We start from the raw sequence: 24625 nt of genomic DNA, 5'->3' as shown, positions 1-24625 counted from the left end.
TTATATCGCCTTATTCGGATCGAAGGCATCACGGACGGCCTCACCGATGAAGATCAGCAGCGAGAGTAAAATCGCCACCGACAAAAAGGCGGTGATCCCAAGCCAGGGCGCCTGGAGATTATTTTTGCCCTGCAAAAGTAGCTCGCCCAACGAAGGCGATCCCAGCGGTAAACCGAAGCCGAGAAAGTCCAGCGAGGTCAGGGTGGTGATGGAACTGCACAAAATGAACGGCAAAAACGTTAGCGTGGCCACCATCGCGTTGGGCAGCATGTGGCGGAAAATAATACTGCGGTCGCTGACGCCTAGCGCCTGGGCAGCGCGAATGTAGTCGAAATTACGGGTACGTAAAAACTCTGCGCGCACCACGCCCACCAGGCTCATCCAGCCAAACAGCACCGTAATCGCTAACAGCCACCAGAAGTTAGGCTGTACGACGCTTGAAAGCAGTATGATCAGAAACAGCGTCGGCATCCCCGACCAGACTTCGATAAACCGCTGTCCCCACAGGTCGACTTTTCCGCCGTAATAGCCCTGTAGCGCACCGGCCAACACACCCATTACGCTTGAGCACAAGGTCAGCATCAGGCCAAACAGAATAGAGATACGGGTGCCGTAGAGGATGCGCGCCAGCACGTCTCCGCCATTAGCGTCTGTACCCAACCAGTTTTGCGCCGACGGTGGCGAAGGGAAGGGGGTGTCGGTGGCGAAGTTAATGCTGTTTGCGCCAAAGCGAACGGGCGCCCAGAGGATCCACCCGCGATGTTCCAGTTGTTGCTTCAGCCATGGGTCCTGGTAGTCCGCTTTTGTCGCCAGCGGCCCGCCGAAATCACTCTCGCTGTAGTTTTTGACCAGCGGGAAGTACCAGCTTCCGTCATAGCGCACCAATAGCGGCTTATCATTCGCCACCAGTTCAGCGCACAGGCTCAGCGCAAACAGGACAAGAAAGATCCATAACGACCAGTAGCCGCGGCGGTGGTGACGAAAACGCGCCCAGCGGGCCTGATTCACGGGGCTTAAACGCGCCATTAGCGTCCCTCAAAATCAATACGCGGATCGACCAGCGTATAGCTGATATCGCTAAGGATATTCAGCAGCAGGCCAATCAGGGTGAAGATGTACAGCGTGCCGAACATCACCGGATAGTCGCGGGACACCGTGGCCTCGTAGCCTAAGAGTCCCAGACCATTCAGTGAAAACATCACTTCAATCAGCAGCGAGCCGGTAAAAAACATGCTGATGAAGGTGGCGGGAAAGCCGGCAATCACCAGCAGCATGGCATTACGGAAAACATGCTTCCAGAGAATGTTTTTTTCGCTCACCCCTTTTGCCCTGGCGGTGACCACGTACTGTTTGCGGACTTCATCAAGAAATGAATTTTTTGTCAGCATGGTAAGCGCGGCAAAGCCGCCAATCACCGTGGCCAGTACCGGCAGGGTAATGTGCCACAGATAGTCGGTTATCTTCTGATACCAGGGCAGGGTGTCGAAATTCGCCGAGACCAGCCCACGCAGTGGAAACAGATCGTAGTAGCTGCCGCCGGCAAAGAACACGATCAGCAAAATGGCGAAAAGAAACGCCGGAATGGCGTAGCCGATGATAATGAACGCGCTACTCCAGACGTCAAAGCGGCTGCCGTTATGTACCGCTTTGCGGATCCCCAGCGGAATGGAGACCAGATATATGATCAGCGTGCTCCACAACCCAAGCGTCACCGAAACCGGCAAACTGTCTTTAATGAGCGTCAGCACGGAAGCGCTGCGAAACAGGCTGTCGCCAAAATCGAAGCGGAGATAGTTCCAGAGCATGGTGAAATAGCGTTCATGCAGGGGTTTATCAAAGCCGTAGCGTTGGGTGATTTCAGCGATAACTACCGGGTCGAGCCCGCGGCCACCCCGGTAGTGACTGTCACTGATATTGCCGATGCCGGTTTGCGCATGGCTGGCCCGAACGCCCTCGCTCCCCGCGCCAGGGAGCGCCCCAGCCTGGCCAAACTCAATGGCGGCAATCGCCTGGTCGACCGGACCGCCAGGGGCGATCTGCACGATAAAAAAGTTAATGGTGATAATGGCCCACAGCGTCGGGATAACCAGCAGCAGCCGGCGAATCAGATAGGCGCCCATTTACTCTCCCTGTTGTCTGGAGGCGGGCAGTTTTGCCGCGCGATTCACGTCATACCACCAGGTATCCAGGCCCAAAGTATATATGGGGCGGATGGCGGGACGGGAGAACTTATCCCACCAGGCCAGTCTGTCTTCCGCCATATACCACATTGGCAGCATGTAGTAATTCCATGTCAGCACCCGGTCCAGCGCGCGACCAAGTGGAATAAGTTTTTCTTTGTTTCCCTGCGCGGCGATGATTTGCGCGATCAGGCGATCAATTACCGGACTCTTTACGCCGGGCGCATTATAACTGGAGTCAATGTATTCAGAGGCCCATGAGATTTGCAGATCGGAACTTGGCCACGGCATCGCCCGCCACAGTCGCGGCATCATATCGTAGTCGCGGCTACGCATACGGTTGGTGATTTGGGAATTATCGACCTGGCGAATATTCATCGTGATGCCCAGGCGCTGAAGATTATGCTGGAACGGTAAAACCCACTGACTGTTGCTGCCTGCGGAGATGAGCAGTTCAAAGATGAGCGGTTTCCCGGTCGCGTTGTTAACCCGCTGCTGGCCTTTCAATACCCAGCCCGCCTCTTTCAGGAGCGCGTCCGCTTTCAGCAGATTCTCTCGATCGTAGCCGTCGCCTTTGGAAACGGGGGGCTGATAGATCTGGCTAAAGATCTCCGGTGGCAGATCCTTTTTCATTGGCGCGAGCAGCACCAGTTCGTCCGCGTCGGGATACGCTCTGGCCGCATACTCGGTATTCTGGAAATAGCTGTTTGCCCGGCTCCAGGCGTTGTAAAACAGCGCTTTATTCATCCATTCAAAATCAAAGGCCAGCGTGATGGCTTCGCGGACGCGGCGGTCGCTGAACACCGGACGCTGGATATTAAACGCCAGCCAGCGCGTGTCCTGCGCTGATTCATTCTTCTGCTCGTCTTTGACGATGTACTGTTTATCAAAGTTTTTTCCCACGTAACGCGTCGCCCAGTTTTTCGCGTCGCCTTCCAGACGCAGGTCAAATGCTCCGGCTTTAAACGCTTCGAAAGCCACATTGTCGTCGAGATAATAGTCGTAGCGGATAGTATCAAAATTCCAGCGCCCGCGATTCACCGGCAGGTTAGCCGCCCAGTACTCTTTCACCCGCGTATAAACAATGTATTGACCCATTTTCCACTGGCTGATGCGGTAAGGTCCGCTGCTTAACGGCGGCGTCGATAATGGATCGCTGAGCTTATGATCTTTCCAGTAAGACGCCGGCATCACCGGCAGCGAGAACAGGCTGAGCATATCTTCTTTACCTGGCTTCGCTAACACCATCCGCACGGTCAGCGGCGCAATGGCTTTAACGGTCGTGCCTTTGTAAACCAGGCGGAACTGAGGAACGCCTTCGGTCATAAACTTGTGGAAGGTAAAGGCGACGTCTTTTGCCGTAATGGGGGTGCCGTCGTGAAAGCGGGCGCGCGGGTTAATCGTCACTTCCACCCAGGAATAGTCGTCGGCATAGCGTGCGCTCTCGGCAATTAAAGGGTAGTAGCTGCCTGGCTCATCATCCGACGTGGTGAACAGCGTGTCGTAAAGCTGCTCGGTACGCGCGCCGGGGTTGCCGCGCAGGGCATAACGATTGAAATTGTCAAAGGTGCCGATGGCGGAAAGGGTGATCTGTCCCCCTTTCGGCGCGGCCGGATTAACGTAATCAAAATGATCGAAATTAAAGGCGTATCGTGGCTCGCCCAGAACGGAAAAAGCATAGCTCTCTTTAATTGTCTGGGCCTGGATGCTAAAGGCCAATGACAGAACAATCAGCAGCAATACGCGAACGATCATTTGCAACGGGATTCCTTATCGTGACTGCCTGCCAGCGCAGGCAAGGGAATAATAGGGCAGGCTGTGCGTATTGTGAATCCGAGTTTGCGTATTACCTCTTCAGCGTAGGGGGCTCTGACACCCAGCGCACAAAATCGTCGAGCGGCAGCGGTCGGCTGATCCAGTAGCCCTGGAGGAAGCGAACGCCTCTGTCACGCAGCCATTTCGCCTGCTCGGGCGTTTCCACGCCTTCGGCCACAGTCATCATATTAAGGCGTTTCGCAAGGGTGAGCACGGCGTCAAGCACCGGTGAAGTGACCGTTTCCATACCGATCGCGTGAATAAAGCCGCGATCGATCTTCAGATAATCCAGGGTGTAACGCTCCAGATAAATAAGCGCGCTGTGTCCGGTACCAAAGTCGTCGATTGCGATTTCAAAGCCTGCGTTGTGCAGCCATTCAAACAATTGCGCGGCTTCGTGCTGCTGGAGCATGTCGCGTTCGGTAATTTCAAGCACCAGCTGAAAATGATTTGGCGGCATCGCGGCAGCCAGCTGGCGCACATCGTCTTTAAAGCTGCTGCTGTGCAGATGGTCTGGCGCGATATTGATGCCAAATTTCGCCCCCACGGGCAAAACGGCTTGTAAGGCAGGCGCGTCGCGTGCGATCAGCCTGAACAGATGCTGCGTCAGCGGCACGATCATCTGCTGCGCTTCAGCGTAATTGATAAACGCATCGGGGGGGATCTCCCCGGCGGTTGGATGCTTCCAGCGGAGCAGTACTTCGAGGCCGGTCACGCGCAGGGTTTGCGTATCGACCACCGGTTGATACACCACGTAGAACTGATCGCGTTTAATGCCGATCAGGATCTCCCTGCCGGGGCGCAGGCGCAGAGACAGAATGTAATAACAGAGCAAACCGGCGATGCTGCCGCCCATGCCGCCAAGCAGCAGGGCATACCACAATTCCGGCCAGGTCCAGTTGGTTGCGTACAGACGAATCGTCATCGGCACACCGTCAATTTTGGCTTCACGTATCGGGTTATCGCCCAGCTCGTTAAGGGTCAGCAAATGGTCGGAAAAGGTGGAAAGCGCGTTGTTGCCGACGATAATCGCCACACCGTCAAATTCCTCCTGCCTTGCGGTATAGAGCAGGTAAGGGGTGAGATTGATATTCAGTGAGGTGAATACGCCGCTGTTAACCAACAAAGGATTACGATACCAGATCGCCATGGCCGGTTTATTGGGCATCATGGGCGTACCCGGCAGGAGCGCCATATCAATGTCTTTGCTGATATCAATTGCGGGCACCAGTTCGTTCAGCAGCGTATCCATCGCGCCGGTCGCCGAGGAGCAAAAGGCTTTTTTTTCCTTCACCAGAAGAAATGCACGTACGTTCAGACTAAACGCGGCGCGGGAGGTCAGCTCTGAGCCCACCTGCTCGCAGGTGTTCAGGGTGAACGGCTGAAGGACATCAGACGTGGTTTTCAGGTCAGCAAAATAGCTGTCAAGATAATGCTGAATGTCGGAAATTAAGGTGTCGTATTTAACTTCTCGTTTATGCCACGCCATCAGAAATTGCAGGCTGCTGATAAACAGGGCAACGATGACCCCGGTAACCAGACAGGTCAAGATAATTTTTCGACCAGACGTTAAGACGCGAGTGAACATGATACCGGGTTTGACCTTACGGTTGCCGCTGATGGCGAAAATGACGTAATTACAAGACTATAGCCTGGATTGCTTCGGCGAGACATATTTTTCCCCAATACGGGCGGGGGACAGGGCAAAAAAAAGCACCGCCGAAGCGGTGCCTGCAATGTATTCCGGAGTCTCGTCAGGATAGCCAAGGGATAGCAACCTCACGATTAACTGCGGGTAAGAACCCGACGCGCTTCGTTGTAGCGCTTTTTCCAGTACGGCTCGTTCATGCTGGAGATGATGACGCCGCTGCTGGTGGATGCATGGACAAACTGGTTATTACCAATGTAGATCCCCACATGACGACCTGTTGATCCTGCGCGAAACAGAACCAGATCGCCGGTACGCAGATTGCTGCGTGACACCGATTTACCGGTTTCCTGCTGTTCGTAGGTGGAGCGTGGAAGCTCTAAACCAAACTGTTCCCGGAATGTACGCTGTACAAAACTGGAACAATCAATGCCTTTCTTGGAGGTGCCGCCGAGACGATAACGCACGCCTTTCCAGTCGGCATACTGATCCATAATCCGCGATTTTACATCGAGGTTACGCACCATACTCTCAAATTCATCCTGAGAAGCTTGCAGTGAAGAAGTCTCCTGACTCACACCAAGCGTCTCAGAATGCACATTCTTTGCGGTGTTAGATGGCGTACTACATGCCGAAAGCAGTACCGCTACTGCTACCGCGGGGATCCCGCGCAAGATATATCTCAAGAACGGTTGAGATTTGACCATTTTGTGTGTTTTCCCTTGAAGTCCTTAACGATAAATATCGTTATAAAAAATGCCAAACGTGACGAGACTAATTACCAGCGCACAATGAGACAATTCTTTAAGCACAAAAGTGTGGCAGAACGCACAAATTTATTCGCGGCAAGAATAATTCCCTGGCGAGGCAAAACGAGTCCGAGGTTACCGTAATGCAACAGGCTTTGCGAGCGATTTTATCTGAATTTTTATAAGAAATTGTGATAGGGAAAGTGAATAAACGGGATTGGTTAAATTAAGTACAAAAAGAGGGCAATATACGCAACTTACTCATTCATAACAGGAATAGTGTGACAGGAAAATGACAATAATAAAGATAAATTTACCTTGCACATCAGCAGAGGGATAAGCAAACCCCCTGATGATGTTAATCACTTTAATTTATTTGTTTAAAACTTGTTTGTTTTGACCGGGAAGATAATGGTCGAACAGTCCAATCAGCCGATCGCTTAATGGTGTCATCAGGCACCAGGGCAGCCCAATCAACACCACGGTCAATGATCCAACGACGATATCAGTCAGCCAGTGGGCGCCAATCATCACGCGCGGAAAAGCAAAAACCAGCGCAATAAGCAGGCCGATCGTGCCAGCGGTTTTGCCGAAATAGCGCAGCATAAAGGCGGCGAAAATAAGCAGCATCATGCCGTGATCGCCAGGAAAACTGTCGCGCGATGCATCTTTCGTCGGAATATGCAGCAGCTCGCTGACGCGATAAATGTGTTCAAAGCTGAGCGTTGGGCTGGCGCGTTTGACGGGCAGCAGCGCCTGGCCCAATTGATTGAGAACCACGGCGGTAAGCAGCATCACCAGACCTGTCATGACGATGCGACGGCGACCCGCAGGGGTCTCTTTGAGCCAAAAACTGAGCATCAGACAGCCCATCGCCAGCAGCGAACAACCGTCAAACGCGCGGTTATTGGTGAGCGCGACCAGCCACAGAAATGCGCGGCTTTCTACCAGCCTCTGATTAAAGAAGTGGAAAATGCTGGAATCGGCGGTGGACCAGATTCCGTGCTGAGCAGGAAGATACCAGCTCATGAATAAGGCCAGGCCTGCCGCGTTCAGCAGAAGTATCAGGGACAACCGGGTTTTCATAGTGACATCTTTTCGCTGTTTATTGGCGGCAGACAACCTTACGCGTGGTCAGCTAAACGAAGCTTCAACAATGCGGACTGCAGCGCATTCCAGTCGGCATCACGACTGGAAATCAGCTCAATGCGGCTATCCGGCGGGGCAACGTTTTGCGTTTCAATATGCAGATCGTCACCCTGGCGATTAATACGCACCAGCCCTTCCGGGATGCGCATCACCCCTTTCACCCGTCCAACCGGCGCCAGCCGCGCCCATTCCAGCAGGCCAATGGTGTCGAAAACGGTATCGGCATCGAAAATCCATCCGCAGGCCTGGTGCCCCTGTCCACTGTTGAGGCTGCGTCGCCATCGCTGCTGGGCTGGCAGACTCAGCGCCGCGAGCCCTCTTTTTTCCGGATGGCTGTGCGAGTGCGCTTCGCTGGCGGGGAGCGCTTTCAGGTTAAGGCGGGGTAAATCCAGCAACTGAGCGTCAATTTGTCCGTGATCGGCGTGAACGAGCTGGCGATTGTCGCCATTTTGCCGCCACCAGGCGTTCAGCGCGCGCGTGCTCTCTGCGCTTGCACGATCGCTTTTATTCGCCACCACGATATCCGCTGCGGCCAACTGGTCGCGGAAATTCTCATTGGCAACGGTTTTTTCATCCAGTAGCAGGCGTGGGTCGAGAAGACATAAGGTGGCGCGTAAGTCGATCCACGGCTCGTATACCGGCGCGGTAAGCAGGTCGAGGATCTGTTTTGGATGACCCAGCCCCGTTGGTTCAATCAGCAGACGATCCGGCTTTCCCTGACGCAGCAGGGTATTCAGGCCAACCTGCATCGGTAAGCCGTTAACGCAACACATGCAGCCGCCGGGAATTTCTTTCAGCAATGCGCCGCTGTCCGCGAGTAGCGCGCCGTCGATACCGACCTCGCCGAACTCATTAACCAGCACCGCCCATTTTTCTGCGGGATCTTTGTGTGCTAACAGATGAAGGATGGAGGTGGTTTTTCCGCTTCCCAGAAAACCAGTGATGAGGTTAGTTTTGGTCACGCCTGCTCCAGAACGATATGCCGTAACGATTTGCATTAATCCTGGCGAAAAAAAGCGGAAAAGAGAAGGGCGGGGCGAACGAACGCGGCATTCGTTCGCCTTAATGGCAGAAATTGTTAAATTTTTAACGTACTGATGACCGCCTGATGCGCGCCGTGCCGGGCAAGATGCTGCCAGGCTGTTTCAATAGCCTGCACAAAAACAGGGTTTTTCGGCAGGTCGCTACCAAAAACTTCCTGTAAAGTGAGCAGGTTTGCCACCTTCTCGTTTTCACCCACGTTGGCGACGAGCAGACGAATTTTGTCGCTCAGCGGATCGCGAACGTCAATTGGCGCGCCCGCGTCGTCAACGCCGCACACATAGCGCATCCAACCCGCGATGCCCAGCGCCAGCAGCGGCCATGCGCTGCCGCGTTCAAGGTGAATTCGAACCCCCGCCAGCATGCGTTGCGGCAGTTTTTGACTGCCGTCCATCGCGATTTGCCAGGTTTTGTGCTTCAGCGCCGGATTGGCGAAACGGGCGATCAGGCTTCCGGCATAGCGCTGCAGATCGACATCGGTAATGCTCAGCGTGGGCGCCTGTTCGCGCATCATCAGTTGATACGCGGCTTCACGGAAGGCCTCGTCCTGCATACATTCGCTGATATGCTGAAATCCGGACAGGTAACCCAGATACGCGAGGAATGAGTGGCTGCCGTTCAGCATTCGCAGCTTCATCTCTTCCCAGGGCCGGACATCGGTGACCAACTGAACGCCCGCGGTTTCCCATGCCGGGCGCCCGGCGACGAAGCGATCTTCAATGACCCACTGGATAAACGGCTCGCAGCTGATGCCGCACGGGTCGGCAACGCCCAGCGCCCGGGAGATTTCATCCAGCGTTTCGTCTGTGGCGGCGGGGACAATCCGGTCAACCATCGTCCCGGGAAAGCTGACATGCTCGCGGATCCACATTGCCAGCGCCGGATCGCGCTTTTCGGCCATTCCCAGCACCGCGTTTTTTACCACATGACCGTTGTCAGGAATGTTATCGCAGGACAGTATGGTAAAAGGGAGTAGCCCCCGCTCACGACGGCGGGACAACGCTTCGACCAGAATGCCCGGCGCGGAATGCGGCTCACCCGGTGAGTCAATGTCGTGCCGGATACGGGGATGGGTCAGATCGAGCGTGCCGGTAGCGGGGTCAACGCAGTAGCCTTTCTCAGTGATAGTCAGCGAGACAATCGCCACCTGCGGCTCGCAAAATTTTTCAATAATCGCGGTCAGCGAGTCGAGCTTTGCGTTCAGACATTCATGGACAGCGCCGATAACGATCGCCTGGTTGCCGTTCGCGCCTTTCTCCAGCACGGTATATAAATGATCCTGAGCGCGGAGCTGACTCATCAGCCTGTCGCCGCTGAACAAGCTGATCTCACAAATGCCCCAGTCGCCGCCTTGCGCATTCAGTACCCGGTCGGTAAGTAGCGCCTGATGGGCGCGATGAAACGCGCCGAAACCGAAATGGACGATACGCGAGGCGAGTCGGCTGCGGTCATACTGCGGCGTCCGGCCGCTATCGGGCAGGACGGCTGAGGCAATAGTAGTCATTTTTTATACACCTGATTAACGATAAATTAACAGGCTCAGTGTAAAGTTATATGACAACAAATTAAATTGGTAAGCCGAATTATTCCAGGGAATGTGAGCTGGATCAATCAATGATGCGGCCCTGATTGATCGGAGATGAGAAGCCTGTATGGTAGTCGTCATTCAATGACCCTATTTTGGTATAACAACTTGTGAGGTGAACAATGGAACAAACCTGGCGTTGGTACGGACCAAACGATCCGGTATCGCTTGATGATGTGCGTCAGGCGGGCGCAACGGGCGTTGTGACGGCATTGCACCACATTCCAAACGGTGAAGTGTGGCCGGTCGAAGAGATCAAAAAGCGTCAGGCGGTTCTGGCGGAGAAAGGGCTTACCTGGTCCGTGGTCGAAAGCATTCCGGTGCATGAAGATATCAAAACCCGTTCCGGTCAGTATCAGACCTGGATTGCTAACTACCAGCAGAGCATCCGCAATCTGGCTACCTGCGGTATCGATACCGTCTGCTACAACTTTATGCCGATCCTCGACTGGACGCGTACCGATCTGGAATACACGCTGCCGGACGGTTCAAAAGCGCTGCGTTTTGATCAGATCGCCTTTGCCGCTTTTGAGCTGCACATTCTGAAGCGTGCAGGTGCTGAAGCGGATTATACCGATGAAGAACAGCGTCAGGCGCAGGCGTATTTCAACGCCATGAGCGCGGCGGATATCGAAAAGCTGACCCGTAATATTATCGCCGGCCTGCCGGGCGCGGAGGAGGGTTATACTCTCGATCAGTTCCGCGCGCGCCTGGCGGAGTATGACGGCATCAGCAAAGACGATTTGCGTGAGAATATGGCCGTATTTCTGCGCGCGATTGTGCCGGTGGCTGAAGAAGTGGGCGTCCGTCTTGCCGTTCATCCGGACGATCCGCCGCGCCCGATCCTCGGTTTGCCGCGCATCGTCTCGACCATTGAGGACATGCAATGGCTGAAGGAGACGGTGGACAGCATTCACAACGGCTTCACCATGTGCACAGGATCTTACGGCGTGCGCGCGGACAACGATCTGGTGAAAATGATCGAAACCTTTGGCGATCGTATTCACTTTACGCATCTGCGCTCCACCTGCCGTGAAGACAATCCGAAAACCTTCCACGAAGGCGCGCACCTGCAGGGCGATGTCGACATGGTTGCCGTGGTGACGGCTATTTTGCGTGAAGAGCAGCGTCGTAAACAGGCGGGAGATCTCCGCCCCATTCCGATGCGTCCCGATCACGGGCATCAGATGCTGGACGATCTGCATAAGAAAACCAATCCAGGGTACTCGGCGATTGGCCGTCTGAAAGGGCTGGCGGAAGTGCGCGGCGTTGAACTGGCGTTGAAACAGACTCAGTTCCGCGATCTGCTGTAATGACGCGTTATTGACGTAAAGAGGCCTGATGGCGCTGCGCTCATCAGGCCTACAGCGAAGAGAGCACTGGCCGGATAAAAGGTTTACACCGCCATCCGGCTACCTCTTCTGTTAATCCGCGCGTCCCATATAGCGACGTTCTTCGATATGAATGCGGATTTTCTCTCCGGCGCTCAGGTATTCCGGTACCAGAATCACCAGACCGGTACTCAGGGTCGCAGGTTTGTTACGTGCGCTGGCAGAGGCGCCTTTAATTCCTGGCGCGGTTTCCACGATTTCCAGATCCACTGTCTGCGGCAATTCAAGCGCCAACAGTTGTCCATCCCAGAGCAGTACTTGCATGTCCGGCATGCCGCCTTCAGGAATAAACTGCAATTCCTCTTCGATTTGATCCTGGGTAAAGGTATAAGGCGAATAGTCTTCTTTATCCATGAAGACATATTCATTGCCGTCGATATAAGAGAAATCGACGCCACGGCGGTTCAGGGTCACGGTATCAACGATATCATCGCCCTTAAAGCGCTCTTCAACTTTCAGACCGGTACGGACGTCGGAGAAACGCATTTTATACAGCGTCGCCGCGCCGCGGGCGGTAGGAGACTGAATATCGATATCTTTCACAATCAGCAACTTGCCGTTGTAGTTCAGTACCATACCTTTTTTGATTTCGTTCGCTCTTGGCATCGAAAAGATCCTGTTGTGGAGATTAGCTAAATTATCGCGTCAAACTACTCGCGCCGGGGCTTTCAGGCAAGCGGAATTCGCACTTTTACTGGTGTACAAAAGGTGGTACTGTCCGGACGTCAAAAAAAGAGAGCCCGTTATGGAATGCCGTCCGGATTGCGGGGCGTGTTGCACCGCCCCCTCGATTTCCAGCCCCATCCCCGGCATGCCCAACGGCAAGCCCGCCAATACGCCGTGCGTCCAGTTGGACGCGCGCCTGCGCTGCAAAATTTTTGATTCGCCGCAGCGTCCTAAAGTTTGTGCCGGACTGCAACCGGACGCCGAAATGTGCGGACGCAGCCGCGAACAGGCGATGACGTACCTCATCGAACTGGAAGCGATGACCGCGCCTTAAACGTCTTTGATTCGTGCCAGACAGGCCATGGTGGCGATAATCATCACCAGCGCAAACCAGAACACCGCGTGGTAATTCCAGATCTCCGCGGCAATGCCCGCCAGCGAACCGGCGATGATCCAGCCCACGCGAATGGTGTTGGTATATAAGGTGGTGGCGGAACCCGCCTGGCCCGGCATCAGATCCTGAAAATAGAGCATGCCGATACCGCCAAGAATGCCGATATAGATAGCGTTCAGCAATTGCAGACCCAACAACACCGCCGGGGAGTGGGCGACCAACATTCCCGCATAAAAGCAGAGGCCCGCCGCGACGGCGATGCACATCAGCAGCCGTTTACCCAGACGTTTCGCGAAGTGGCCCGCAATCAGCATCGTTGGGATTTCCAGCCCGGCAGCGGTTCCCATCATCACGCCAGCCAGCTTCTCCGGAAGATGTAACTCGTTGATAATAAACAGCGGCATATTAATGATATACAGGCTGTTAGTTCCCCACATCAACGTACAGATCGCGAAAAGCAGCAGGGTATCGCGACGGTTGCGGCGCGGCGCTTCCAGCGCGCCGGTCGCCAGCGTGGTCTCTTTACGCATAGAGGGCAAGAAGAACCACACCATCGCGCCGCAGACCACAAACGCCACTGCGGCGCTCAGGTACATTACCGTAAAGCTGAAGCCCATCGCCAGCGCATAGGCCAGCGGCGGACCAATCACCCAGGCCAGCGATACCTGGGCGCGTAGGATCGAGCTGAACATTACGGCTTCCCGCCCGGTACGGTCGGCGTGCTCGCGGGCCAGCGCAAACATCTGCGGGTTGGCTGTCGAGCCAAAGCTGCTCAGGAACACCCCGATAAACAGCAGAACAAAGTAGTTGCGGTTCCAGGCGAATAACACGCAGGCCAGCATCCCCAGCGCGCAGCAAAAAACAATCAGCGTTTTACGATCGCCCTTTTTATCTGAACGTCCCGCCAGAAACTGGCTTACCAGTATGCCGATCACGGCGCTGCCGGTAAAAAAGAAGCCGACCATACCCGGTCGCGCATGCACTTCATCGGTGAGAAAAAGGCTCAGCGTCGGGGTCTGAAGCGCGCCGGCAATGCCGGTAAGAAAGGCGACAATAAGGAAGGCCGTAGACGTCAGGTCAAACGTTTTTGGCGCGGCGGCAGCGGGACTGTTATGCATGTTTCAGTATCAGTGAGGTGACGAGACGCGGAGTTTACGCCGCTTGTCAGAAAATAAACAGGTGCCTGAATCAAATTCGACACGAAAAATCAAAATGGCATTTCATTATGCAAAGCGAGTGCTGAAGCTGCTGAACCTTAAACGAAACGCGACCCGATTTGCTTCAGCAAGTCAAAAGCGATGGCGGAAAAATGTGCATTACATCTAAATTTTGCGATCAAAAATACAACTTTTCTTGCGTGCTGAAGCAGAAAGCGCAAGACTTCTTGAAACGTTTCAGCGCTGTCGTGTTTCACTCAACGAAGCCCGTTAGCGCCTTTTTTCTCATGTAAGCTGAATCGTTTCAATTCAGCAGGAGAGGAGAACCATGTTCCAGTTATCCGTTCAGGACATTCATCCGGGCGAACAGGCCGGAGATAAACAAGAGGCCATCCGCCAGGTTGCCGCCGCGTTAGTACAGGCGGGCAACGTGGCGGAAGGCTATGTTGACGGCATGCTCGCGCGCGAGCAACAGACGTCTACCTTTCTCGGCAACGGGATCGCTATTCCTCATGGCACGACCGACACGCGTGACCAGGTGCTGAAAACCGGCGTACAGGTTTTTCAGTTTCCGCAGGGCGTCACCTGGGGGGAAGGTCAGGTTGCCTATGTGGCAATTGGTATCGCCGCCAGCTCCGACGAACACCTCGGACTGCTGCGTCAGCTGACGCATGTCCTTAGTGATGATTCCGTTGCTGAACAGCTGAAATCCGCCACCACCGCAGAGGAACTGCGCGCGCTGCTGATGGGGGAAAAACAGAGCGAACAACTGAAGCTGGACAACGACACGCTGTCGCTCGATGTGGCGGCCCAATCTCTGGTTACGCTCCAGGCGCTGAACGCAGCGCGGCTGAAAGAAGCGGGCGCCGTGGACGCGGCGTTTGTCGCCAAAACCATCAACGAACTGCCGATGAACCTGGGACAAGGCGTCTGGCTGAGCGACAGCGCGGAAGGCAACCTGCGTAGCGCCGTTGCTGTCAGCCGTGCGGCGAAGGCCTTCGACGTTGGCGGCGAAAAAGCGTCGCTGCTGGTCACCGTTGCGATGGCTGACGATCAGCCGGTGTCCGTGCTGAAGCGTCTGGGCGATCTGCTGCTCGACAATAAAGCTGACCGACTGCTGAACGCGGATGCGGCGACAGTGCTGGCCTTGCTGACCAGCGATGAGGCATTGACTGAGGATCTGCTGAGCGCAGAGTTTGTCGTGCGCAACGAACACGGGCTGCATGCCCGTCCGGGGACCATGCTGGTCAATACGATTAAACAATTTAGCAGTGAAATTACCGTGGCAAATCTTGATGGAACCGGCAAACCGGCTAATGGACGCAGTTTAATGAAAGTGGTAGCGCTGGGCGTGAAAAAAGGACACCGTCTGCGCTTTACCGCGCAGGGGACAGATGCTGAACAGGCGCTGAAGGCGATAGGCGATGCTATCGCTGCCGGTCTTGGGGAGGGCGCGTAATGAGCAGACGCGTTGCCACTATCACTCTTAACCCGGCTTATGATCTGGTGGGCTTCTGCCCAGAAATTGAGCGCGGCGAAGTCAATCTGGTGAAAACGACCGGCCTGCACGCGGCGGGCAAGGGCATCAACGTCGCCAAGGTGCTGAAAGACCTGGGCATTGACGTCACCGTAGGCGGTTTCCTCGGCAAAGACAACCAGGACGGTTTTCAGCAGTTGTTCAGCGAACTGGGCATTGCTAACCGTTTTCAGGTGGTGCAGGGGCGTACCCGTATCAACGTCAAGCTGACGGAAAAAGATGGCGAAGTCACCGACTTTAACTTCTCTGGTTTCGACGTGACCCCTGCCGACTGGGAGCGTTTTGTTAACGATTCCCTGAGCTGGCTCGGTCAGTTCGATATGGTTTGCGTCAGCGGAAGCCTGCCGGCCGGCGTTAGCCCGGAAGCCTTTACCGACTGGATGACCCGCCTGCGCAGCCAGTGTCCGTGCATTATCTTTGATAGTAGTCGTGAAGCGCTGGTCGCGGGCCTGAAAGCGGCGCCGTGGCTGGTTAAACCGAACCGTCGCGAACTGGAGATCTGGGCAGGCCGCAAGCTGCCAGAGATGAAAGATGTGATCGAAGCCGCCCACGCCCTGCGTGAGCAGGGCATCGCACACGTGGTGATCTCCCTCGGGGAAGAAGGCGCCCTGTGGGTGAACGCGTCGGGCGAATGGATCGCCAGACCGCCTTCGGTGGACGTTGTGAGCACCGTGGGCGCAGGCGATTCGATGGTTGGCGGCCTGATTTATGGACTGCTGATGCGCGAATCCAGCGAGCATACGCTGCGCCTGGCGACCGCTGTCGCCGCGCTGGCGGTTAGCCAAAGCAATGTCGGCATTACCGATCGTCCTCAGTTGGCCGCAATGATGGCGCGCGTCGACTTACAACCGTTTAACTGACAGCAGGAGAGGCATAATGAAAACGCTGCTGATTATTGACGCTAACCTCGGGCAGGCTCGCGCGTATATGGCGAAAACCTTGCTTGGCGCGGCGGCACAAAAAGCACATCTGGAGATTATCGACAACCCGAACGATGCTGAGCTGGCTATCGTCCTGGGCGACCGTATCCCGGAAGACAGCGCGCTGAACGGCAAAAAAGTCTGGCTGGGCGACATTGCCCGGGCGGTGGCGCATCCTGAACTGTTCCTGAGCGAAGCGAAAGGTCACGCAAAACCCTATAGCGCGCCAACCGCAACGACGGTGGCGCCTGCAACCAGCGGGCCGAAGCGCGTGGTGGCGGTCACCGCCTGTCCGACGGGCGTCGCCCATACTTTTATGGCGGCAGAAGCGATTGAAACCGAAGCGAAAAAACGCGGCTGGTGGGTGAAGGTCGAAACCCGCGGTTCGGTTGGCGCAGGCAATGCCATCACGCCGGAAGAAGTGGCTGAAGCGGATCTGGTGATTGTTGCGGCAGATATCGAAGTGGATCTGGCGAAGTTTGCCGGTAAGCCGATGTACCGTACTTCTACCGGGCTGGCCCTGAAGAAAACGGCGCAGGAGCTGGACAAAGCGGTAGCGGAAGCGACGCCGTATCAACCAACGGCCAAAACGCAGTCTGCGGCGGCGGAAGGGAAGAAAGAGAGTGCTGGCGCTTACCGTCATCTGCTGACGGGCGTTTCCTATATGTTGCCGATGGTGGTGGCTGGCGGGCTGTGTATCGCGCTCTCCTTTGCCTTTGGTATAGAAGCGTTCAAAGTAGAAGGCACGCTGGCGGCGGCGCTGATGCAGATTGGCGGCGGCTCGGCGTTCGCGCTGATGGTGCCGGTTCTGGCGGGCTATATTGCCTTCTCGATTGCTGACCGTCCGGGTCTGACGCCGGGCCTTATCGGCGGTATGCTGGCTGTCAGCACCGGTTCTGGCTTTATCGGCGGGATTATCGCCGGTTTCCTTGCCGGGTATGTGGCGAAGGGGATCAGCACCCGGCTGAAACTGCCGCAGAGTATGGAAGCGCTGAAGCCGATCCTGATTATTCCGTTGATCTCCAGCCTGGTGGTGGGCCTGGCGATGATTTACCTCATCGGCAAACCCGTAGCCGGTATACTGGAAGGTCTGACCCACTGGCTGCAAACCATGGGCACCGCAAACGCAGTACTGTTGGGCGCGATCCTCGGCGGGATGATGTGTACCGATATGGGGGGGCCGGTCAACAAAGCGGCATACGCGTTCGGCGTGGGTCTGCTCAGTACGCAAACCTACGCGCCAATGGCGGCGATAATGGCGGCAGGCATGGTGCCACCGCTGGCGCTGGGGCTGGCTACGCTGGTTGCGCGTCGTAAGTTTGATAAAGCGCAGCAGGAAGGCGGCAAAGCGGCGCTGGTGCTCGGCCTGTGCTTTATCACCGAAGGGGCGATTCCGTTCGCCGCGCGTGATCCCATGCGCGTTCTGCCGTGCTGTATCGTTGGCGGTGCGCTGACCGGCGCGATCTCCATGGCCGTCGGCGCGAAGCTGATGGCGCCTCACGGCGGCCTGTTTGTGCTGCTGATCCCTGGCGCTATTAGTCCGGTGTTGGGATACCTGCTGGCGATTGTCGCCGGTACGCTGGTGGCGGGGCTGGCCTATGCGTTCCTGAAACGTCCGGAAGCCGAGATCGCCGCGAAAGCGGCATAAATCGAATTACCTCAAGGGCAGAGAGATCTCTGCCCTTTTTTTATCTCTGTTTTGTGTTCTTCCTCTCAAGTTTTTCCTCCCTAATAAACTGTCACGATAAAAAATTGTGATTCTGTTCATATCTGTCACTTTTGGCGCTTGTCAGCCCGTTTACTTTCGACAAAAGAGGTTTACCATAAACATGTGTTTGAATATGAACATGTGCTCAAATAGTTTTTGCTAAGGCGAAGTCAGGTCTTATTCTCGCTATCGTAATGGTATTTTCTTACCAGAGGGCGTGCTATGCGCGAAAAGGAATACATAATCACCATTGGTTCCGCCAATATGGATGTCGCCGGATATTCGCATGCGTCATTAAATTATGCGGATTCGAATCCAGGGAAAATAAAATTCACGCCCGGCGGCGTAGGGCGCAATATCGCGCATAACCTTGCTTTATTGGGTAAGCACTCCTGGTTAATGACCGCGGTTGGCGAAGATTTTTACGGTCGCTCGCTGCTGGCGCAAACAAACCAGTCGGGTGTGCATGTTGACAAATGTTTGATCGTTCCCGGAGAAAATACGTCGAGTTATTTATCGCTGCTTGATAATACCGGTGAAATGCTGGTGGCGATAAATGACATGAGTATTACCGACCATATTTCCGCAGCGTTTCTTGCGCAGCATCGTGATTTTATCCACGGAGCGAAGGTGATTGTCGCCGACTGCAATATCAGTGAAGACGCGCTGGCGTGGCTGTTGGATAACGCCGGTGGGGTGCCGGTGTTTGTCGACCCGGTCTCGGCGTGGAAATGCGTCAAAATTCGCGACCGCCTGTCCCGTATTCATACCCTTAAACCCAATCGTCTGGAAGCCGAAACCCTGAGCGGTATTGCGCTTGCCGGACGTGATGATGTGGAAAACGTGGCCGCCTGGTTCCACGCGCGTGGGCTACATCGTCTGGTGCTGAGCATGGGTGGCGACGGGGTGTATTACAGCGAAAAACAGGGCGACAGCGGTTGGTCGCCACCGATTAAAACGCAGGTGATCAACGTCACCGGGGCGGGTGACGCCATGATGGCCGGACTTGCCGCCTGCTGGATGGAAGACATGCCATTAATGGATTCCATTCGATTTGCCCAGGGTTGTTCCGCTATGGCGCTGGCCAGTGAATATACCAATAACCCTGAATTATCCGTTGCGAACGTCAGAACTCTTGTGGAGAACACCGAATGTCTGAATTAACGATTTCCTCTGAATTATTACAAATTTCACCAGAAGTGCAGGAAGCCTTAAATAACAAAAAACCTGTTGTTGCACTGGAGTCGACAATTATTTCTCACGGTATGCCTTTTCCACAAAATGCGCAAACCGCAATTGAGGTTGAAGAAACGATTCGTAAACACGGCGCCGTGCCGGCAACGATCGCCATTATTGGCGGCGTAATGAAAGTAGGGCTGAGCAAAGACGAAATCGAATTATTAGGTCGCGAAGGACAAAACGTCACAAAAGTCAGCCGTCGCGATTTACCTTTTGTGGTCGCCGCCGGAAAACATGGCGCTACGACCGTCGCCTCTACCATGATTATTGCCGCACTGGCCGGTATTCATGTTTTTGCCACTGGTGGAATTGGCGGCGTTCATCGCGGAGCTGAGCATACGTTTGATATTTCCGCCGATTTGCAGGAGCTGGCGCATACCAATGTGACAGTCGTGTGCGCGGGCGCAAAATCTATTCTCGACCTCGGCTTGACCACTGAATATTTAGAAACCTTCGGCGTACCGTTAATTGGTTATCAGACTACCGCGCTACCGGCGTTTTTCTGCCGCACCAGTCCGTTTGAGGTCAGCATTCGCCTCGACAGCGCGAAAGAGATAGCCCGCGCGATGGCGGTGAAGTGGCAAGCCGGTCTGAACGGCGGTCTGGTGGTCGCTAACCCGATTCCGCACGCGTATGCGATGGCGGAAGAAAAAATCAATGCCGCCATTGACCAGGCGGTCCGGGAAGCCGAAGAGCAGGGCGTAGTGGGCAAAGAAAGCACGCCGTTCCTGCTGGCGCGCGTGGCGGAGCTGACCGGAGGCGACAGCCTGAAGTCGAATATTCAGCTGGTGTTCAATAACGCCGTTCTGGCCTGTGAGATTGCTAAAGAGTATCAGCGTCTCGCCTGATCACACACGGGCAGGATGCGGTCGCCCGAAATAACCAAAACCTGGCTTCGCGCCGGGTTTCCTGGCATGAAGGGAAATCATTATGGACGTCATGAGAAGTCTCGTGGGTATGGCGGTACTGCTGGCGATCGCATACTTACTGTCAGTGAATAAAAAACGCATCAGTTTACGCACCGTGGGCGCAGCGCTGGTTTTGCAAATCGCCATTGGCGGTATCATGCTCTATTTTCCCCCCGGGAAATGGCTTGTGGAGCAGGCCGCGCTGGGTGTGCACAAGGTCATGTCTTACAGCGACGCGGGCAGCGCATTTATCTTTGGCTCTCTGGTTGGGCCAAAAATGGATGTGCTGTTTGACGGCGCAGGGTTTATTTTCGCCTTCCGCGTGCTGCCCGCCATTATCTTTGTCACCGCGCTGATCAGTCTGCTGTACTACATCGGCGTCATGGGCCTGCTGATCCGCATTCTGGGCGGTATTTTCCAGAAAGCGCTGAATATCAGCAAGATTGAGTCGTTTGTGGCGGTTACCACCATTTTCCTCGGGCAAAATGAGATCCCGGCGATTGTAAAGCCGTTTATCGATCGCCTTAACCGCAACGAACTGTTCACCGCAATCTGTAGCGGGATGGCCTCCATTGCCGGTTCGATGATGATTGGCTACGCCGGAATGGGCGTACCGATTGATTATCTGTTGGCGGCATCGTTAATGGCGATCCCCGGTGGGATCCTGTTCGCCCGTATTCTCAGTCCGGCAACCGAAGAATCCCGGGTTAGCTTTGAGAATCTTTCATTCACCGAGACGCCGCCCAAAAGTATTATTGAGGCCGCCGCCAGCGGCGCAATGACCGGACTGAAAATTGCCGCCGGGGTGGCGACGGTCGTGATGGCGTTTGTGGCGATAATCGCGCTGATTAACGGCATTATCGGCGGCATCAGCGGCTGGGCGGGTTTTGGTCCGGCAACGCTGGAGGGCATTTTCGGCTACATTCTTGCACCGCTGGCGTGGATTATGGGCGTTGACTGGAGCGATGCGACGCTGGCCGGCAGCCTGATCGGGCAGAAGCTGGCGATCAATGAGTTTGTCGCGTATCTGAATTTCTCGCCATATTTGCAGGCCGGGAGCACGCTGGATGTGAAAACCATCGCCATTATCTCTTTCGCGCTCTGCGGGTTTGCTAACTTTGGCTCGATTGGCGTGGTTGTCGGGGCGTTTTCGGCCATTTCTCCCCAGCGCGCGCCGGAGATTGCGCAGTTAGGTATGCGGGCGCTGGCGGCGGCCACACTCTCTAACCTGATGAGCGCGACAATCGCCGGGTTCTTTATCGGGCTGGCGTAGCGAACAGAGCCGGACAGCAACGCTTCGCGTCCTGTCCAGCCAGAAAGAAGCACCGCGCCATCAGGCGCTGTGCTCTAACAAATACGCGGCGTTATCGGCAGACAGGGTAGGGTTGTTGATGCTGACGCTGGCGCGCGAAAGCGCCGCACAGGCCATAGCAAACTGCGCGCTTTCGCGGAAATCGTTGCCTTCCAGGAAGCTGTAAATCAGCCCGGCCATAAAACCGTCGTCAGCGCCGAAGCTGTCGACGACCGTGTGCGCAGGCGGTGTGAGCAGGAACTGCTCGCCGTCTTTCTGGCTACAAAATACCGACTCATCTTCCAGACAGACGAAAATCTGCTGAACGCCCTGCTGATGCAACGCATTAACGGCGGCAATCCGATCCGCTTCGTTGTGAACAGGGTGGCCCCACAATATTTCCAGCTCTTTTTGCGTGGGTTTCAGCGTATGAATGCGCGTGAACCAGGTTTTCACTTTTGTGGCCTTAAACTCTGACACCGTATCGATAAACACCGGAATATCGTCGGCCACCGTAAAGACCCACTCAATGGCTTCCGGGGTCAGGTTGCAATCGGCAAGCACCACGCCGGAATGGCGGATTAAGTCGCGGGAACTGTTCAGTAACTGCGGCGTCAGCTGTTGCAGGATATGGGTATCGTTAATCGCCAGCACCGTCTCTTCCTGCTGGTTGGCGATGGAGAGATAGGTGGAGGTGTTATGCCCATGCAGCCGGATACAGCTGGAAATATTCACCCCAGCCTGGCGCGTTTGCTCCAGCAGCGTTTCACCGTAAAAATCACTGCCGACGGCGGAAATCAGATGCACGTCGCGCCCTAACAGCGCGAGGTTATGGGCGATATTGCGCCCCACGCCGCCCGCGGAGCACTGGATGCTGCCGGGATTCGACGCCGCCTGGGGATAATGGATATCCGCCACGCCGCGAATATCCATGTTGATCGCCCCGACCACCACACAGTACGCCTGTTCGGTGAGGATATACCCTTTGCCTTTAATCACCCCTTTTCGCATTAAATCCATGATATGCGCGGCAACGCGGGAGCGGCTGATCTGCAGGATATCCGCGATTTCATTTTGCTGAATCAGAGGATTGCGGCGCAGGATTTTAAGGATCTGTTTTTCCCTGTCGTTCATGACAACGCTTCCGCCTGTTCAGTTTGCTGCGCCTTTAGCCAGGCGATCTCCTCGGCCCAGATATCCGGGTTGATGGTTTCAAGGATCAGCGGGATGCCGTCAAAGCGCGGATCCTGCATGATCCAGCGGAACGCGTCGTGACCAATGTTGCCTTCCCCTAAGCTATGATGGCGGTCAACGCGGCTGCCGAAGGCGCTTTTAGCATCGTTAAGGTGCATGCCGCGCAAATAGCGAAAGCCGACGATTCGCTCAAATTCGGCGAAGGTTTTCTCGCACGCGTCTGCGGAACGTAAATCGTAGCCTGCCGCGAAAGCGTGACAGGTGTCGATGCATACCCCGACGCGTGACTTGTCTTCCACGCCATCGATAATCGCCGCGAGGTGTTCAAATTTAAACCCGAGGTTGCTGCCCTGACCGGCGGTATTTTCAATGACCGCGGTCACGCCATCGGTACGCGAGAGTGCGATGTTGATTGACTCGGCAATCTTTGCCAGACACGCCTCTTCCGCAATCTGCTGGAGATGGCTGCCCGGGTGGAAGTTCAGTAGCGACAACCCCAACTGCTCGCAGCGCTGCATTTCATCGAGAAACGCGTCGCGGGATTTTTCCAGCGCGTCGCTGACCGGGTGACCGAGATTAATCAGATAGCTGTCGTGCGGCAGAATTTGCGCGGAGGTGTAGTGGTACTTCTCGCAGGCGGCTTTGAAGTCATCAATGATTTGCGCGGTAAGCGGGGCGGCGCGCCACTGGCGCTGATTCTTGGTAAATAAAGCAAAGGCCGTCGCGTCGATTTCCGCGGCGCGAATCGCGGCGTTTGCCAGGCCGCCAGCCGCGCTGACGTGCGCTCCGATGTATTTCATAAGGGACTCCTGTTAACCCGCCTACGCAACCATGATAAAACGTGAAGGACGTTGCGTATCTGATAAAGACAATCTCCAATCATAACGGGTTAACAGGGGGGGAATGTAGCAGTTTATGCAATAACGTGATGAACCAGGATGTTAATCACGCCGCCGCCTACAATCAGCCAGGCAAACAGCACCAGCGCCATCAGCAGCGGCTTCGCTCCCGCTTTTTTCAGCGCGCTCACGTGGGTGGTAAGCCCCAGCGCCGCCATCGCCATCGCCAGCAGTACCGTGTCCAGCGTGATCAACATATCGACCACCGCCTTCGGTAACAGGTGGAACGAGTTGAAAATCGCCACCACGATGAACAGAATCGCAAACCATGGAATGGTAATTTTGCTTTTTTCCGCACCGCTTGCCGGGGAAAGCTGTTTTACCCGCGCCGCCAGGAAAATCAGGAACGGCGCCAGCATCATCACGCGCAGCATTTTAGCAATCACCGCCGCGTTTTCCGCATCCGGATTAATTGCATGTCCGGCGGCAACCACCTGCGCCACTTCATGCATGGTTGACCCTATGTAAATGCCGTAGGTTTCCGGGCTGAACCAGTGCGCCAGCAGCGGATACATCGCCGGGTAGAGGAAGATCGCCAGCGTACCGAAGATCACCACCGTCGCCACCGCAACCGTCACTTTGCTCGCTTCTGCCTTGACGACAGGTTCGGTCGCCAGTACGGCCGCCGCGCCGCAGATACTGCTGCCCGCGCCAATCAACCAACTGGTATGACGGTCCAGACCAAAGACCTTCTGCCCGAGGAAGCAGGCCAGCATAAAGGTGCTGGAAAGGGTCAGAATATCGATCAGGATCCCACTTACCCCGACGTCGGCAATTTGCGCGAAGGTCAGGCGAAAGCCGTAAAGAATGATCCCCAGACGTAACAGATGCTGCTTGGCAAACAGCACGCCGCCGTCACAACTTTTCCAGATGTGCGGGTATACGGTGTTACCTATCACCATGCCCAACAGAATAGCTAAGGTGAGGGCGCTGAACCCGGCCCCCGCTACGGCGGGAATGGAACCACCCCACAGGGCCACCCCGGTAATCACTGCACTCAGGGCGAGCCCCGGAATAAAATGCCACACAGTACGACGATGATTCGTTAAGGTGAGTTCTGTCATAACCTTCTCCTTTATCTGGGCAAAAGATTACGGCGATCTGGTTTAAAAATAAAATTGATTATATATTTATAATTAATCTTTATAAGTGGT

General features: G+C 55.2%; 21 protein-coding genes. 8 read left to right on the top strand and 13 right to left on the bottom strand.

Features of this window, described 5'->3' with window-relative positions; all coding sequences use genetic code 11:
• From APU02_RS03965 to APU02_RS03930, 8 genes are all read right to left on the bottom strand, one after another.
• On the bottom strand, positions 1 to 1026 hold the full coding sequence (locus APU02_RS03965; protein WP_060569333.1) for an ABC transporter permease: 1026 nt from the start codon (positions 1024 to 1026) through the stop codon (positions 1 to 3).
• Positions 1026 to 2120, bottom strand: a complete 1095-nt coding sequence (locus tag APU02_RS03960; RefSeq protein ID WP_060569332.1) for a microcin C ABC transporter permease YejB — start codon at positions 2118 to 2120, stop codon at positions 1026 to 1028. Before APU02_RS03960 ends, APU02_RS03965 begins: the two co-directional genes overlap by 1 nt.
• Positions 2121 to 3935: an extracellular solute-binding protein gene (locus APU02_RS03955; protein WP_060569331.1), complete on the bottom strand. Its 1815-nt coding sequence runs from the start codon at positions 3933 to 3935 to the stop codon at positions 2121 to 2123.
• A 91-nt stretch (positions 3936 to 4026) separates the two neighbouring features.
• Positions 4027 to 5583: a cyclic di-GMP phosphodiesterase gene (locus APU02_RS03950; protein WP_042284559.1), complete on the bottom strand. Its 1557-nt coding sequence runs from the start codon at positions 5581 to 5583 to the stop codon at positions 4027 to 4029.
• A gap of 197 nt (positions 5584 to 5780) precedes the next feature.
• The gene (gene mepS / locus APU02_RS03945; RefSeq protein WP_042284555.1) at positions 5781 to 6350 is read right to left on the bottom strand and encodes a bifunctional murein DD-endopeptidase/murein LD-carboxypeptidase; all 570 of its coding nucleotides are present in this window, start codon (positions 6348 to 6350) and stop codon (positions 5781 to 5783) included.
• A gap of 414 nt (positions 6351 to 6764) precedes the next feature.
• Positions 6765 to 7478, bottom strand: coding sequence for a phosphatase PAP2 family protein (locus APU02_RS03940; protein WP_060569330.1), 714 nt, complete (start codon positions 7476 to 7478; stop codon positions 6765 to 6767).
• 38 nt (positions 7479 to 7516) lie between these two features.
• Positions 7517 to 8503: a GTP-binding protein gene (locus tag APU02_RS03935; protein WP_060569351.1), complete on the bottom strand. Its 987-nt coding sequence runs from the start codon at positions 8501 to 8503 to the stop codon at positions 7517 to 7519.
• A 116-nt stretch (positions 8504 to 8619) separates the two neighbouring features.
• A complete protein-coding gene (locus tag APU02_RS03930; protein ID WP_060569329.1) occupies positions 8620 to 10086 on the bottom strand; it encodes a fructuronate reductase in 1467 nt (488 codons plus the stop codon).
• Between the two features lie 203 nt (positions 10087 to 10289).
• Here APU02_RS03930 and uxuA point away from each other — a divergent pair, with 203 nt between their 5' ends.
• Positions 10290 to 11480: a mannonate dehydratase gene (gene uxuA, locus APU02_RS03925; RefSeq protein ID WP_042284545.1), complete on the top strand. Its 1191-nt coding sequence runs from the start codon at positions 10290 to 10292 to the stop codon at positions 11478 to 11480.
• A gap of 111 nt (positions 11481 to 11591) precedes the next feature.
• Here the strand turns inward: uxuA and yeiP are convergent, their stop codons facing one another.
• Positions 11592 to 12164: an elongation factor P-like protein YeiP gene (yeiP, locus tag APU02_RS03920; RefSeq protein WP_060569328.1), complete on the bottom strand. Its 573-nt coding sequence runs from the start codon at positions 12162 to 12164 to the stop codon at positions 11592 to 11594.
• A 139-nt stretch (positions 12165 to 12303) separates the two neighbouring features.
• Here yeiP and APU02_RS03915 point away from each other — a divergent pair, with 139 nt between their 5' ends.
• Positions 12304 to 12558, top strand: coding sequence for a YkgJ family cysteine cluster protein (locus APU02_RS03915; protein ID WP_060569327.1), 255 nt, complete (start codon positions 12304 to 12306; stop codon positions 12556 to 12558).
• Here APU02_RS03915 and setB read toward each other — a convergent pair.
• Positions 12555 to 13736: a sugar efflux transporter SetB gene (gene setB / locus APU02_RS03910; protein ID WP_060569326.1), complete on the bottom strand. Its 1182-nt coding sequence runs from the start codon at positions 13734 to 13736 to the stop codon at positions 12555 to 12557. The genes APU02_RS03915 and setB overlap by 4 nt on opposite strands.
• Positions 13737 to 14103: 367 nt before the next feature.
• On the opposite strand from setB, the gene fruB reads away from it, so the two are divergent.
• The 6 genes from fruB (at position 14104) to APU02_RS03880 (ending at position 21360) form a co-directional block, all read left to right on the top strand.
• Positions 14104 to 15234 (top strand): fused PTS fructose transporter subunit IIA/HPr protein, encoded by a 1131-nt coding sequence (gene fruB, locus APU02_RS03905; RefSeq protein WP_060569325.1) that lies wholly within the window; start codon positions 14104 to 14106, stop codon positions 15232 to 15234.
• Positions 15234 to 16172 carry a 1-phosphofructokinase gene (fruK, locus tag APU02_RS03900; protein WP_042284532.1) on the top strand — a complete coding sequence of 313 codons (939 nt, stop codon included), beginning with the start codon at positions 15234 to 15236 and terminating at the stop codon, positions 16170 to 16172. Before fruB ends, fruK begins: the two co-directional genes overlap by 1 nt.
• Before the next feature lie 16 nt (positions 16173 to 16188).
• Positions 16189 to 17880 (top strand): PTS fructose transporter subunit IIBC, encoded by a 1692-nt coding sequence (gene fruA / locus APU02_RS03895; protein ID WP_060569324.1) that lies wholly within the window; start codon positions 16189 to 16191, stop codon positions 17878 to 17880.
• Between the two features lie 282 nt (positions 17881 to 18162).
• Positions 18163 to 19104 (top strand): pseudouridine kinase, encoded by a 942-nt coding sequence (locus tag APU02_RS03890; protein WP_060569323.1) that lies wholly within the window; start codon positions 18163 to 18165, stop codon positions 19102 to 19104.
• A complete protein-coding gene (locus APU02_RS03885; protein ID WP_060569322.1) occupies positions 19092 to 20027 on the top strand; it encodes a pseudouridine-5'-phosphate glycosidase in 936 nt (311 codons plus the stop codon). The genes APU02_RS03890 and APU02_RS03885 overlap by 13 nt, the downstream gene beginning before the upstream one ends.
• Positions 20028 to 20109: 82 nt before the next feature.
• Positions 20110 to 21360: a NupC/NupG family nucleoside CNT transporter gene (locus APU02_RS03880; RefSeq protein WP_060569321.1), complete on the top strand. Its 1251-nt coding sequence runs from the start codon at positions 20110 to 20112 to the stop codon at positions 21358 to 21360.
• Between the two features lie 60 nt (positions 21361 to 21420).
• Here the strand turns inward: APU02_RS03880 and APU02_RS03875 are convergent, their stop codons facing one another.
• The 3 genes from APU02_RS03875 to APU02_RS03865 form a co-directional block, all read right to left on the bottom strand.
• Positions 21421 to 22512: a sugar kinase gene (locus tag APU02_RS03875; RefSeq protein ID WP_060569320.1), complete on the bottom strand. Its 1092-nt coding sequence runs from the start codon at positions 22510 to 22512 to the stop codon at positions 21421 to 21423.
• Positions 22509 to 23372, bottom strand: a complete 864-nt coding sequence (gene nfo, locus APU02_RS03870) for a deoxyribonuclease IV (RefSeq protein ID WP_060569319.1) — start codon at positions 23370 to 23372, stop codon at positions 22509 to 22511. The genes APU02_RS03875 and nfo overlap by 4 nt, the downstream gene beginning before the upstream one ends.
• Before the next feature lie 113 nt (positions 23373 to 23485).
• Positions 23486 to 24535 carry a YeiH family protein gene (locus APU02_RS03865; RefSeq protein ID WP_042284519.1) on the bottom strand — a complete coding sequence of 350 codons (1050 nt, stop codon included), beginning with the start codon at positions 24533 to 24535 and terminating at the stop codon, positions 23486 to 23488.
• Positions 24536 to 24625 lie beyond the last annotated feature (90 nt).

The organism is Citrobacter sp. 50677481 (assembly GCF_001463265.1).
Taxonomy (GTDB): domain Bacteria; phylum Pseudomonadota; class Gammaproteobacteria; order Enterobacterales; family Enterobacteriaceae; genus Citrobacter_A; species Citrobacter_A sedlakii.
Note: the sequence above shows the minus strand (reverse complement) of the source record. Positions and strands in the feature narration are given on the sequence as shown.